Source organism: Cytobacillus mangrovibacter, from assembly GCF_042865275.1.
GTDB classification, from domain to species: Bacteria; Bacillota; Bacilli; order Bacillales; family Cytobacillaceae; genus Cytobacillus; species Cytobacillus mangrovibacter.
Window position 1 is genome coordinate 258,013 of the sequence record NZ_JBIACJ010000002.1, and the last position, 13,361, is coordinate 271,373.

General features: G+C 38.1%; 13 protein-coding genes. All 13 read left to right on the plus strand.

The features are described from left to right. The first annotated feature begins 54 nt into the window (after positions 1–54). The 13 genes from hepT to ACFYKT_RS04735 all read left to right on the plus strand — a co-directional run bounded on the left by hepT (position 55) and on the right by ACFYKT_RS04735 (position 13,344). Complete coding sequence (hepT, locus tag ACFYKT_RS04675; RefSeq protein WP_389216141.1) at positions 55–1,017, plus strand: heptaprenyl diphosphate synthase component II; 963 nt, start codon at positions 55–57, stop codon at positions 1,015–1,017. Between the two features lie 235 nt (positions 1,018–1,252). Beyond that, the gene (gene ndk, locus ACFYKT_RS04680; RefSeq protein WP_389216144.1) at positions 1,253–1,699 is read left to right on the plus strand and encodes a nucleoside-diphosphate kinase; all 447 of its coding nucleotides are present in this window, start codon (positions 1,253–1,255) and stop codon (positions 1,697–1,699) included. Between the two features lie 348 nt (positions 1,700–2,047). Next, positions 2,048–3,139: a sensor histidine kinase gene (locus ACFYKT_RS04685; protein WP_389216147.1), complete on the plus strand. Its 1,092-nt coding sequence runs from the start codon at positions 2,048–2,050 to the stop codon at positions 3,137–3,139. Positions 3,140–3,152: 13 nt separating this feature from the next. After that, the gene (locus ACFYKT_RS04690) at positions 3,153–3,785 is read left to right on the plus strand and encodes a response regulator transcription factor (protein ID WP_389216150.1); all 633 of its coding nucleotides are present in this window, start codon (positions 3,153–3,155) and stop codon (positions 3,783–3,785) included. 196 nt (positions 3,786–3,981) lie between these two features. Next, positions 3,982–4,914, plus strand: coding sequence for an ABC transporter ATP-binding protein (locus ACFYKT_RS04695; protein WP_389216153.1), 933 nt, complete (start codon positions 3,982–3,984; stop codon positions 4,912–4,914). 15 nt (positions 4,915–4,929) lie between these two features. After that, positions 4,930–6,192: an ABC transporter permease gene (locus ACFYKT_RS04700; protein ID WP_389216156.1), complete on the plus strand. Its 1,263-nt coding sequence runs from the start codon at positions 4,930–4,932 to the stop codon at positions 6,190–6,192. Beyond that, the gene (locus tag ACFYKT_RS04705) at positions 6,189–7,286 is read left to right on the plus strand and encodes an ABC transporter permease (protein WP_389216159.1); all 1,098 of its coding nucleotides are present in this window, start codon (positions 6,189–6,191) and stop codon (positions 7,284–7,286) included. Before ACFYKT_RS04700 ends, ACFYKT_RS04705 begins: the two co-directional genes overlap by 4 nt. A 120-nt stretch (positions 7,287–7,406) precedes the next feature. Then, positions 7,407–8,180, plus strand: a complete 774-nt coding sequence (locus ACFYKT_RS04710; protein ID WP_389216162.1) for a CheR family methyltransferase — start codon at positions 7,407–7,409, stop codon at positions 8,178–8,180. 177 nt (positions 8,181–8,357) lie between these two features. Then, entirely contained in the window at positions 8,358–9,530 is a 1,173-nt protein-coding gene (gene aroC / locus ACFYKT_RS04715; RefSeq protein WP_389216165.1) for a chorismate synthase, read from the plus strand. 1 nt (position 9,531) lies between these two features. Beyond that, a complete protein-coding gene (aroB, locus tag ACFYKT_RS04720; protein ID WP_389216168.1) occupies positions 9,532–10,602 on the plus strand; it encodes a 3-dehydroquinate synthase in 1,071 nt (356 codons plus the stop codon). Between the two features lie 15 nt (positions 10,603–10,617). Further along, complete coding sequence (gene aroH / locus ACFYKT_RS04725; RefSeq protein ID WP_389216171.1) at positions 10,618–10,989, plus strand: chorismate mutase; 372 nt, start codon at positions 10,618–10,620, stop codon at positions 10,987–10,989. Positions 10,990–11,044: 55 nt separating this feature from the next. Beyond that, entirely contained in the window at positions 11,045–12,163 is a 1,119-nt protein-coding gene (gene hisC, locus ACFYKT_RS04730; protein WP_389216174.1) for a histidinol-phosphate transaminase, read from the plus strand. Between the two features lie 74 nt (positions 12,164–12,237). Then, complete coding sequence (locus ACFYKT_RS04735; RefSeq protein ID WP_389216177.1) at positions 12,238–13,344, plus strand: prephenate dehydrogenase; 1,107 nt, start codon at positions 12,238–12,240, stop codon at positions 13,342–13,344. The last annotated feature ends 17 nt before the right edge of the window (positions 13,345–13,361 follow it).

Consider the following 13,361-nt stretch of genomic DNA (forward strand, 5'->3'; position numbering starts at 1 on the left):
TAGATAACATTATGGAAGCGGCAGACAGGATTGATAAGCTGGGTGAGTATGGATATGAAATTAAAAATGATGTATTCATTTTTGAATTCAGATTTAACGATAATTGAAGAAGCACTTGAGGAGACCGTTCAAGCGGAGTCTCCTTTGTTGCATCAAGCATCCCTGCATTTATTAAAAGCTGGGGGAAAACGAATCCGCCCAGTCTTTGTTTTGCTTGCTGGTAAGTTTGGGGCTTATGACATTGACAAGATAAAAAATGTTGCTGTTGCCCTAGAACTTATACATATGGCTTCACTTGTCCATGATGATGTCATTGATGATGCAGAATTACGGCGAGGCAAACCTACAATTAAGGCAAAATGGGATAATCGGATTGCAATGTATACAGGGGATTATATCTTTGCAAGAGCACTTGAACTAATGACAGAAATCGAAAAGCCCTTCGCCCATCAAATTTTAGCTAATACACTAGTTGAACTTTGTATTGGAGAAATAGAACAAATTAAAGATAAATATAATTTCGAACAAAACACGCGGAATTATTTTCGAAGAATCAAAAGAAAAACAGCGATTTTAATTGCTGTTAGTTGTCAGCTTGGAGCGATTGCAGCTGATGTGGATGAAGAGATACATAAAAAGCTATATCAATTTGGGTATTATGTAGGGATGTCCTACCAAATAATTGATGATGTTCTTGATTTCACAGGAACAGAGAAGCAGCTAGGCAAGCCAACAGGTGATGATTTGCACCAAGGGAATATCACTCTCCCAGTCTTATTTGCTATGAGGGACGAGAGAATTCGAGAAAGAATCATAAAGGTACAAGCTTCTACGGAACGTGATGAGATCGAACAGATCATTGCTATGATTAAAGAATCAGGGGCAATTGAAGAATCACTTCTTGTTAGTGATCGTTATTTGAAAAAAGGGCTTGAAATTTTAAATGAACTCCCACAAAATCGCGCAAAGAAAACATTAAGAGATATTGCTAAGATTATTGGAAAGAGAAAATTTTAATCGGCCGCTTCCGCTTTTATCTGTCTAGCTTCAGCGGCTAGGAGCTCGAGTCATAAGCCAAGCCGGCACAAAGGTTAAGGAACAACCTTTATGCCGGCTCGTTTTATGCTTGTCGCTCCTGATCAAGCCGCTTCCGCTTTTATTATAAGTTTACAAATTGTCTAAAAAATGTTACTATTTTCATGGGTTGTCTTCTTAGGTAATTCACTATACATATGCTTTAGGAGTGGAAATCATGGAAAAAACATTTTTAATGGTAAAGCCTGATGGTGTTCAACGTAATTTAATTGGGGAAATCGTTTCTCGCTTTGAAAAGAAAGGCTTCCAGCTAGTTGGCGGAAAGCTTATGAGTATTTCACAAGAGCTTGCAGAAGAGCATTATGGTGAGCATAAAGAGCGTCCATTCTTCGGAGAATTGGTTGACTTTATTACTTCTGGACCTGTGTTTGCAATGGTTTGGGAAGGCGAAAATGTAATTGCAACAGCACGTCTTATGATGGGTGCAACAAATCCTAAGGATGCTGCACCAGGAACAATCCGCGGCGACTTCGGAATTACAGTAGGAAAAAATGTAATTCACGGATCTGATTCACCAACTAGTGCTGAACGTGAAATCGGTTTATTCTTCAAAGAAGAAGAACTTGTGGACTATTCAAAACTAATGAACGAATGGATTAACTAACAAGAGGCTATTTTTAGCGAATATCTATACTTCAAACAAAGCACTTGCATATGCGAGTGCTTTTTTGCTACATAGGAATTTATATAATCTGATGTTGTGGATAGCTTTGCGACAAGTTTGTCTGCGTTCAGCTCCAGCGCCTACCCCCTCGAGGTCACAAGCCAATCCTCCCAGAAAGGTAAAGGACACCTTTCCGTGAGGCTCGTCTTGTGCTTGTCAGGGGTGATCAAGGCGCTTGCGCATTTGTTCTTTCTTTTAGTTAGTAACTTAAATTTCTATATTGACCAATGATATCCAGTTTGATACGGTAAACTCATCTAATTAGTCCTATTGATGGGTGGAATCAGATTGGTTTCTTTTTATATTCGTTTTCTTCTTTTGATCTTAATATGGGCTTTTATTCTATATTCCTCAAGGCAAAGTACGGATGGATTGCTTCTGCTCTTTTGCGCAATCTCATTATCAATCTATTTTGTCATTCCAATTTTCAAGAAAAAGCTAATAATCATTTCTTTATTGCTTATCATTACGATACTCTATGCATTCTTATTAGATGAGCAGCTCATATTATTTTTTTTATTGCAAATAGTATTGTATTGCTTTGAGTCCGCTTTTTACTTGCAGCCCCGATATTATCGTAGTTTGCTATTTGGGGTGAATGCAGCTATTTTTATTTTCTTCCTGCTATCCGTAAGTATTTCTATTGATCTAACTGCGGCTTTGTTTATCTTAACAATCCTCCTCTCTCTAATCTTAAGTTACTTAAATACTTATTATTTTAACCTGACAGATCAAACTCAACTGTTTGAACAGCTATTAGATGAATATAGAAAGCTCAAAAGGCAATCGATAAAAAATGAAGAGGCAGTAAGAATGCAGGAACGGACTCGAATTGCCCGTGAAATGCATGATTCAGTCGGACATAAATTAACTGCTTTAAGTATGCAATTAGAAATCCTTCTTATGAAAGAGAAAAATGATCTGTTTCAATCGATGAAAGAGATTGTTAATGAAAGTTTAGAAGAAACGAGAAAAGCTGTAAGAGCTTTAAAGTCAGATGATGTGGAAGGGATTTCTTCGGTTATTCAATTAATAAGGAAGCTTGAATCCGAAAGTCATTTAAGAGTCCATTTTACAACAAAACAAGGTGTCTTAAGCCTGCCCTTATCTAATCAAAACAGCATTGTGTTATACCGGGTTTTGCAAGAGTCATTAACAAATGCGATGAAGTATGGACATTCAAGAGAAATTTTTGTTACATTGGGGACCTCCCCTCTTGGACACTTAAACTTTGAAATAAAAAATACATATGAATTGAACAAACCGTTACATGAAGGATTTGGATTGAAAAATATGCGGCAAAGAGTAGAAGAGGCAGGAGGGAAACTCGAAATATTTCAATTAGATCATACATTTATTATACAAGGTACATTGCCATAAGGGAGGGATGAAATTGATTCGAGTTTTATTGGTAGAAGATCAAAGCATTGTCCGTCAAGGATTGAAAATGATACTTGAGCAAGATAAACATTTTACAGTTGCAGGAGAAGCAGAAAATGGAGCATTTGCGGTTGATTTCTTAGAAACACATGCAGTAGACGTTGTGATTATGGACATCCGCATGCCGGTTATGAATGGAATAGAGGCCACTTATAAAATCAAGGAACGATGGCCAGACGTCAAAATTCTGATTCTTACCACCTTTAATGATGAAGAATATGCACTCCAAGCTTTAAAGATAGGAGCAAATGGCTTTTTACTGAAAACCTCAGATGCTCCGAAGCTAATCAGTTCCATTATAAGCTGTCTTGAGGGAGGAATGCCTATACATGAACAAGTAGCGGCAAAGTTCTTGCCAAAGCTGTTAGATAAACAGGTTAATGAATCCCTCCCAATTGATTTAACACCTAGAGAGCTAGCCATTACGAAGCTTATAGGCCATGGAAAAACGAATAAGGAAATTGCTAGTGAACTCTATATTTCTATCGGAACAGTTAAAAATCATCTAACACAAATATTACATAAGCTTGAATTAAGAGATCGAACCCAGTTAGCCATTTTTGCCATTAAATATGATCTTATTTAAGCATATTTGCCGCAAATGCATCGAAAAGAATAGGGAAGCATGAATACTTAGTTATGTCAGCTGACATAACTTCTTTTATGTTACGAAATTTAAAATAATGACTGCAGTCATGGGTATAGATTTCTTTAGTGACCTAAGGCAGTGTAGTGAAATTCGAAAGTTAATTACACTAAGGATGAATAAGGGAGGGGATTTAATGCTAGAAGTCGTAGAGCTATCGAAGCACTATAAAAATAAAAAGGCGGTAAAGGGAGTTAATTTGTATTTGGAGAAAGGGGAGACGGTTGGTTTGCTTGGACCGAATGGTGCAGGAAAGTCGACAACCATCTCAATGATTTCATCCTTAATCGTTCCCACGAGTGGGGATGTGAGAATAATGAATGAAAGTATCTTGAAAAAACCAGAGAAAATTCGAAATATACTAGGAGTTGTTCCCCAGGATATAGCTTTATACATGGATTTAACCGCTAAAGAAAATCTTGAGTTTTTCGGAAGAATTCATCGTATTAGCAAGAAAGAACTGCATGGCAAAGTAGATGAAATACTGGAGATAATAGGCCTTACTGATCGAAAAAATGATGTGGTGAAAACATTTTCTGGCGGTATGAAGAGACGATTAAATATTGGTGTTGCCTTGCTTCATGAGCCAAAGCTAATCATTATGGATGAGCCGACAGTGGGCATTGATCCCCAATCAAGGAACTATATTCTTGAAACGGTCAAAAGATTGAATAAGGAAAAAAATATTACTGTATTATATACAAGTCATTATATGGAAGAAGTAGAGTATTTATGTGACCGTATTTATATTATGGACCATGGGGAAATCATTGCGGCAGGGACAAAAGAAGAAATAAAAAATATTTTATCAGCGGAACAGTCCATTGGCATTAAAGTAGATATTTTAAAAGGTGAATACCTTCAATTACTTGAATCCCTTCCAAATATAAAGAATATATCGGTCCAAGACCCTGCTATTACGCTCATCGTACCTAAAAAGGTTAATATTCTTAAAGATATTTTTAAATTAGCGGAAGAAACAAATACAAGTGTAACATCTGTTCATATTGAAACTCCATCATTAGAAGATGTTTTCCTTCATTTAACGGGACGCCAATTAAGGGACTAAAGGAGGTGGGGGAAAATGATCTTTCAATTGATAAAAAAGGAATTGCTCCTGGTTTGGAGAAGACCTCGGGAGTTAGTTATCTTACTCTTTATGCCGTTTGTGCTTATTACTATTTTAGGAGCAGCACTAGGATCTATGATGGACGGAGAGTCTCCAGATTTGAATATCAAACTAGCGATTATACAAAAAGATGATACAGATGGCGGGGAAGCCAAGATTATCAAAGAATTGGAGAGCCTGCCAATTACAGATGAAGTAAAAACAGGGGCAGTTGAGGGGATTAGAAGCTTCAATCCCATACGAATTTTAGTTGATGAAGTTTTTGCAAGTAAAGAATTTAAGAATAGTATTCAAGTTGTATATGTAGACAATGAACTGTCCAAACAAGAGGAGCTTAAATATAGTGGTATTCTTGAGATTCCAAATGGATTTACTGAACAATTTTATCGCTATACTTTTTTAAATGGTGAAAAGGCTCCACAGCTCAAACTCAAATTAAATGAATCAACGACATTAGCAGGCAGTGTTTTAAAGGATTTTTTTACAACTTTTCAAGAGGATATTTCCTTTTGGTCTGTAGTCCCCTCGTTAGGAATTGATCCAGCTGAACTTCAGACAAAACTTCTTACTAAAGTAGGGAAAGTGGAGACCGTATCAAAGAATAAGCCAATAAATGCAGTCACTTATTATGCGATCGGAATGAGTGTAATGTTCATGTTTTACGTAGCAGGGAATATTGCATCGCTTGCGTTCGAGGAAAAGGAAAATCAGATATTTGGCCGGATTTTGCTCGCGAACATCCCTGTTTGGCTGTTTTTTTCAGGGGTATTTGTTTCAACGTCAGTAGTGGCATTTATTCAAATGAATATTTTGTTTGGCCTCTCAGCCCTTGTACATGGAGTGATATGGCCTAATCTCATCCACTTCCTAATTGTAACGGCATTAATATGTGCTATGGTTGGTGGATTTGCCGTCTTTCTTTCTGCTATTATTTACCGAACAAATTCAAGGGGTGCCCTTCAAGTCTTTTCAAGCTTTTTGATTCCGATTATTGCTTTTATTGGGGGAAGCTTTGTCCCAATTTCGCAAATAGGCGGCTTTTTTGAGACAATTTCTAGCTATTCACCTGGGGGAGCAAGTATTTCAGCTTATTATAAAATAATGCAAGGCTATTCGTTAGGTGATATTTCCAGCCAATTGATTGCAGTGGGTGTAATAACGGTCGTATTACTATTTATCGCATTTTTGATTCAACCGAGAAGGGGTGAGTCTGTATGAAGGGAATTTTATGGGGGAATTTCCGCCTGCTATTAAGAAAGCCCGGTCCTTTTCTTTCAACGACGATTATTTGTATGGCATTTGCCTTTTTACTTGGGCAGTCATCCTTTACAAAAGTGGAAGTACCTGTTTATAGTTCCTTACCTGAAGGGGAATTAAATTCAATCATAAAGGACTTAAATCAAAGTGATTCCTTTGCATTTGTTGTAGAAGATGAAAATATTGTGAAGAACAAAGTTGCCGAGGCAAGTGCGGAAGCAGGGATTTTCCTTGAAGACTCCTTTTTCACCTTATATCATGCAGGAAGTACAGAGAATTACCATTTGATTAATCGATATGTAGAAAATATTTATTTAAAAAGGGTAAAAGAAAAAGCTGTAACGGAGCTTGCTATTAATCCAAATGAGGCAAAGGAACAATTGGATCAGGCAGCGGAAAAGCAATTGGTCGAGCTATCAGTTGCATCGTATACAGATGATAATCAATGGACGTATGATCAAGGCTTACAATCTCTGTTTGGATTTGTCCTATTCTTCTCGATATACACGGTTGCATTTAGTGTGGTTGGAATTTTGCGGGAGAAGCAAATGGGAATATGGGATCGGCTTATTCTATCTCCAACATCAAAAGTGGAGATGTACGCAGGAAATTTATTATACAGCTTTATCATAGGATATGTTCAAATTGCTTTAATTTTTGTCGTATTCAAGTATGGTGCAGGAGTGAATTTCTACGGTTCATTTGGGAAGACATTCATTTTGATTATCCCTTATTTGTTTGCAATTGTCGCTCTATCTATCTTTCTGACTGGTGTGGTTAAAACAATCGGTCAATTTAATGCAATCATTCCTTTAATAAGTGTTAGCTTTGCTATGCTTGGCGGAGCTTATTGGCCGATCGAACTAGTTACTTCAGAGATTTTGACTGTGCTTTCAAAAGTAGTTCCAATCACATATGGGATGGAACTATTGAAAGGGGCGACGATTTCTGGCTTATCCTATAGTGAGTTACTCTATCCCATCTCTATCTTAATACTTATGGGGGTCGTCCTGATGGGAATTGGGATTCGTTTAATGGAAAGCCGTCATATCTAATTAGAGAGAAGATAAGATTAGATACAAAATTTTCATCTAAAAATACTCCATTCCAATTCTTTTCAGCTATACTAAAAGATGTGTATAGAGAATAAAGCACTGGATAGAGGAGAAGAAGGAATGTCGCGGGACTATCAGAATTTTATTGTAAATATTAAAAGGAAAACGGGAATTGATCTCTCTTTATATAAAGAGGCTCAAATGAAAAGAAGATTGCTCTCTTTATATGAAAAGAAAGGATTCCAATCCTTTAATGATTTTTTTGATGCCATTAGTAAAGATAAAGAATTATTAAATGAATTCCTTGATCGAATGACGATCAATGTATCAGAATTTTATCGGAATGCAAAAAGATGGGAAGTGCTGGAAGAGAAAATCTTGCCAAAACTTTTGGCAAGAGGAAAACGGCTGAAAATTTGGAGTGCTGCATGTTCGACAGGCGAAGAACCATATACGATTGCAATGATCATGTCGAAATTTATGCCTTTATCTCAAGTACAAATACTAGCAACAGATCTAGATGAAAATGTCATTGCCAGAGCAAAAAAAGGTGTTTATCCAGAGAGATCATTGAATGAAGTACCAGATGAAATGAAAAAGAAATATTTCACGGTTGAGGGGAGCTTCTATAAGGTAGCTGAAGAAGTTAAGAAAACGGTGACTTTCCGTAAGCAAAATCTGCTTGCCGATCAATTTGGGGGACCATTTGATTTGATCATCTGCCGCAATGTGCTCATTTATTTTACTGAAGAAGCGAAGGATGAGCTTTATAGTAAATTTAGCGGGGCGTTGAATTCAGGTGGTATATTCTTTGTTGGAAGCACAGAGCAAATTTTTAACCCAGGTAAATATGATTTTGAAACTGAAGATACATTCTTTTACCGTAAAAAGTAATTTAGAGTCTGGAGAAATCTAGGCTCTTTTTTTCTATTTTGTTTAATGGGGATTTTCATGTTAAAATGCATTAAATATAGAAAAATTATAGGAATTTTCTTTTTTTTACTATGCTTCTTTTTTGTCATATGTTATATTGGTACATAATCCTTTAATGAGTTGAAGGGGGAAAGAGTTTTGCGATACTTAACTTCGGGTGAATCCCATGGTCCGCAGCTGACTACGATTATTGAAGGGCTGCCAGCGGGTTTATCCCTGCTAGATTCAGATATAAATTTCGAATTAGCTAGACGCCAAAAAGGTCATGGCAGAGGCAGAAGAATGCAAATTGAAAAAGATACGGTGCAAATTGTTGGTGGTGTCCGACATGGATATACACTAGGCTCTCCAGTGGGATTGGTTGTTGAAAATAATGATTGGAAGCACTGGACGAAAATTATGGGTCAAGAACCACTGGCACCAGATGAAGAGGATGAAATCAAACGAAAGATTACGCGTCCTCGTCCTGGTCATGCTGATTTAAATGGTGCACTTAAATACGGACATAGGGATATGCGGAATGTTCTAGAACGATCATCTGCAAGAGAAACGACTGTACGGGTAGCAGCTGGAGCTGTTGCGAAAAAGCTATTAAAGGAATTGGGCATTGAAGTAGCTTCACATGTAATTGAAATCGGTGGGGTCACTTCATCGGTTAAAGAATATGAATCTCTTGAAAAATTAAAGGAAATAACAGAAAACTCACCAGTAAGATGTCTAGATTCTGAGGCCGAAAAGAAAATGATGAGTGCGATTGATGAAGCAAAACAACAAGGTGATTCAATCGGAGGCATTGTTGAGGTCATTGCTGAAGGCATGCCTCCTGGTGTAGGAAGCTATGTACACTATGATAGAAAACTAGATGCAAAATTAGCAAGTGCGATCATGAGTATCAATGCGTTTAAAGGTGTGGAGATTGGGATTGGATTCGAAGCTGCAAGCAAACCAGGCAGTGAGGTTCACGATGAAATTCTATGGAGCAAGGAACAGGGCTATTACCGGAAAACCAATCGCTTAGGAGGATTGGAGGGCGGAATGACTACAGGAATGCCAATTGTTGTCAGAGGTGTAATGAAGCCAATTCCTACCCTTTATAAGCCGCTTCAAAGTGTGGACATTGATTCAAAAGAGCCATTCACTGCTAGTATTGAGCGTTCTGACAGCTGTGCAGTTCCAGCTGCGGCAGTCGTTGCTGAGAATGTAATTGCATGGGAATTAGCGGTAGCGATTGTTGATCAATTCTACTCTGACCGGTTTGAAACATTAAAAGAAGTGGTCGACAAGCAGAGAGCATTCGCAAAGGAGTTTTGATATGGAACCCATCACTATTCAAACTGCCTCTAAAACCTATCCGGTATTTATTGGCAGTGGGGTTATAAATCAATTACCTTCATTTATTCACGAAGCCTTTCCGACCATAACAAACTTGATGATTCTTACCGATGAAACAGTTGCGAATCTGTACCTTTCTGATATGCAAGAAGCATTGAATCCATTCGATTGCAAGTCATGCATTGTTCCGAGTGGTGAAAGGGCGAAAACCTTTGATGTGTACCATCAATGCTTAACATTTGCCCTTGAGAACAGGCTTGATCGAAAATCGGTTGTCCTCGCATTTGGCGGTGGTGCTGTTGGAGATCTTGGTGGGTTTGTTGCAGCAACATTCATGAGGGGAATCCCGTTTATTCAAGTGCCTACAACCATTCTTGCTCATGATAGTGCAGTAGGCGGGAAAGTTGCGATCAACCATTCATTAGGAAAAAACATGGTTGGTGCTTTCTATCAGCCTGAAGCTGTTTTTTATGACCTAGATTTTCTTCCATCACTTCCAATGCATGAGAAAAGGTCTGGCTTTGCAGAGGTTATTAAGCATGGTCTCATCCATGACCCATCCTTTTATTCATGGCTGCTTGAACATATTGATTCCTTGGAAAGTCTAGGAGCAGATGATTTAAGCCATATGCTTTCAAAAGGAATTGAAATTAAAGGTGCTTTCGTTTCTAAAGATGAAAGAGAAGAAGGCATCCGTGCCTTTCTCAATTTCGGACACACACTCGGTCATGCGATCGAGGCAGAAATGGGTTATGGCAAATGGACACATGGCGAAGCTGTTGTGATCGGAATGCTATTTGCATTGGAGCTAAGCCGAAAAAAAGCGGGCTTAACATTTGATTGTGAACAATTTAAAAACTGGCTAATGAAGCTGGGATATGAAACAAATATGCCAAAGGAATTAGTATATAACAAATTAGTCGAGCGAATGAAGCAAGATAAAAAATCCGTTGGGCAAAAGGTGAAATTTGTTTTATTAAAGGAAATTGGCAGCCCTGTTTTATATGAAATATCTGATGAAGAGTTAATGACAGAGCTGTACAAATTTTAAAAAGGGAGAATGAATATGATCCGAGGAGTGAGAGGCGCTACCACTGTGATTGAAAATGAGGAAAAGGAAATTATCGAAGCAACAGAAGTTTTGCTCCGGAAAATGATCGAACAAAACAGGATTGAAGCAAATACAGTTGCATCTGTTTTCATTTCTGTAACAGAGGATATTACAGCTGCATTCCCTGCGAAAGCGATCAGATTAATTGATGGCTGGACATTTGTACCTATCATGTGTATGAAAGAAGTTCCTGTGCCATCCTCCCTGACAAAGTGTATACGAGTAATGATGCATGTGAACACAACGATCCCTCAGGAAGAGATCAGTCATGTATATTTAGGGGAAGCCGTAAGCTTGAGACCTGATCTAAAAACAAGTATCAATTAGCAGTACCTCGATTAGTGATCCTAAAGGAAATATTGATTAGAAAAGGTGGATAATTATGAAATGGAAAGAGCAATTGCTTCAGTTAACTCCTTATCAGCCAGGGAAATCAATAGATGAAGTGAAAAAGCAATTTGGCCTCAGTGAGATTATTAAGCTTGCCTCGAATGAAAATCCGTTTGGATGTTCAGAAAAAGTCCTTACTGTCCTTAAGCCTGCCGAATCTACATTTCCGTTATATCCTGATGGATACGCAGCTGAATTGAGAACGGTATTGGCTGCACATCATGGGGTAAATGAAGACCAATTGATATTTGGCAATGGATCAGATGAATTGATTCAAATGATCTCCAGAGCCTTGTTAGGGAAAGGGACCAATACTGTAATGGCGGAATGTACATTTCCGCAGTACAGACATAATGCTGTGATTGAAGGAGCAGAAATTAAGGAGGTTCCTTTAAAGAATGGGGAACATGATCTTGATCAAATGCTTGAAGCCGTCAACCACAATACTTCGATTATTTGGATTTGCAATCCTAATAATCCTACTGGGCAATACATTCCTAAAAAGCAGTTGACCTCTTTTTTAGAAAAAGTGCCTGCTGATATACTTGTTGTGCTTGATGAAGCTTATTATGAATATGTTGTTGCAGATGATTATTGCAACTCCATTCATTTATTGAAATCTTTTCCTAATTTAATTATTCTAAGGACATTTTCGAAAATTTATGGTTTAGCCAGCTTAAGAATCGGCTATGGAATTAGTCTGGCAGAAACGATCCGGGCGTTAGAGCCTGTCAGGGAACCATTCAATGTCAATCGGTTCGCACAAAAAGCTGCAGTTGCAGCCCTTTCTGATCAGTCATATGTAGAAGACTGCAAACAGCAAAACAGGGAAGGCTTGGAACAGTATTATCGCTTTTGTCGGGAAAATGGGCTGACGTTCTATCCCTCACAAGGAAACTTCATTTTAATTGATTTCAAAACTGATGGGAATGATGTATTTCAATATTTGCTTGAAAGAGGTTATATCGTTCGTTCAGGAAGAGCACTAGGATTTCCAACATCAGTTCGTGTAACAGTAGGTTCTAAAGAACAGAATGAAGGGGTAATTAAATTGATGGGTGACTATTTATCATCAAGATTGCTGTTGCCTGAGATGATCCCTTCTTCATAAATATTTATTTAAAGGATGTTCTTCCCTAGAGGCTGTAAAGGCCTCTAAATTTTTTAGTAGAGGTGGTGAGGATCTTGGATGGCCGTGTATTTATAATTGGCTTAGGATTAATTGGGGGCTCTCTTGCATTATGTATTAAGAAACAGCATGAAGATGCGACCATTGTTGGTTTTGATGTCAATGCTGAACAGGCAAGACTAGCTCGAATGCTGACTGTTATTGATGAGGTAGCTGATTCAATAGAAAGTGGGGCAAGTGATTCTGATCTTATCCTCATTGCTACTCCTGTAAAAGAAACAGAAAGAATACTGCAAATTTTAGGTTCTCTGCCGCTAAAAGAGAATGTTATTATCACAGATGCTGGCAGTACGAAAAAGGAAATTGTCAAAAAAGCAAGCAGCTTAAAAGAAAAAGGGATTACATTTATCGGTGGTCATCCAATGGCTGGCTCTCATAAAAGTGGGATAACTGCTGCAAAAGCCATTCTTTTTGAAAATGCCTTTTATTTGTTGACACCTGAAGATCATATTAGTGAAGAACAGATACAAGATTTACAATGCTGGCTTTCGGGCACAAGAGCAAAGTTTATCATGATGTCACCTATGGAACATGATTATTTGACAGGGGTGATCAGCCATTTCCCTCATATGATTGCTGCATCCCTTGTCCATCAAGCCGAAAAAACAAGTACGACACAGAAGCTGGTTTCTCGCCTAGCGGCCGGCGGGTTTCGTGATGTAACTAGGATTGCATCAAGCAGTCCCGAAATGTGGCGGGATATCATGCTGCATAATAAAGAGGTTATGCTGAGCCTATTAACAGACTGGCAAGAGGAAATGAATAAGGTTGCAGGCATGCTTACGTCTGAAAATAGTGAAGAAATCTATGATTATTTTTCACAGGCAAAGCAATTTAGGGACGAACTGCCACAGAAGCAAAGAGGCGCTATTCCAGCTTTCTATGATTTGTTTGTTGATGTCCCGGATTATCCAGGTGTTATTTCTGAAATTACCGGCATACTTGCGAGAGAAGAAATAAGTATAACGAATATACGTATTCTTGAAACGCGTGAGGAAATCTATGGGGTACTTGTGATAAGCTTTCAAACGGAAGAGGATCGCGAATGCGCTGCAACTTGTATTCAATCCAATACCAACTACGAGACTTCTATAGGTCTTTAAAAGATTTGCGAAGGGTG

Excerpts from the sequence above, each read along its gene's own strand:
- ACFYKT_RS04710 (WP_389216162.1), top strand. The coding sequence starts at position 7,407 with ATGTCGCGGGACTATCAGAATTTTATTGTAAATATTAAAAGGAAAACG.
- hepT (WP_389216141.1), top strand. The coding sequence starts at position 55 with ATGAAATTAAAAATGATGTATTCATTTTTGAATTCAGATTTAACGATA.
- ndk (WP_389216144.1), top strand. The coding sequence starts at position 1,253 with ATGGAAAAAACATTTTTAATGGTAAAGCCTGATGGTGTTCAACGTAAT.
- ACFYKT_RS04700 (WP_389216156.1), top strand. The coding sequence starts at position 4,930 with ATGATCTTTCAATTGATAAAAAAGGAATTGCTCCTGGTTTGGAGAAGA.
- ACFYKT_RS04695 (WP_389216153.1), top strand. The coding sequence starts at position 3,982 with ATGCTAGAAGTCGTAGAGCTATCGAAGCACTATAAAAATAAAAAGGCG.
- aroB (WP_389216168.1), top strand. The coding sequence starts at position 9,532 with ATGGAACCCATCACTATTCAAACTGCCTCTAAAACCTATCCGGTATTT.
- aroH (WP_389216171.1), top strand. The coding sequence starts at position 10,618 with ATGATCCGAGGAGTGAGAGGCGCTACCACTGTGATTGAAAATGAGGAA.
- hisC (WP_389216174.1), top strand. The coding sequence starts at position 11,045 with ATGAAATGGAAAGAGCAATTGCTTCAGTTAACTCCTTATCAGCCAGGG.
- ACFYKT_RS04705 (WP_389216159.1), top strand. The coding sequence starts at position 6,189 with ATGAAGGGAATTTTATGGGGGAATTTCCGCCTGCTATTAAGAAAGCCC.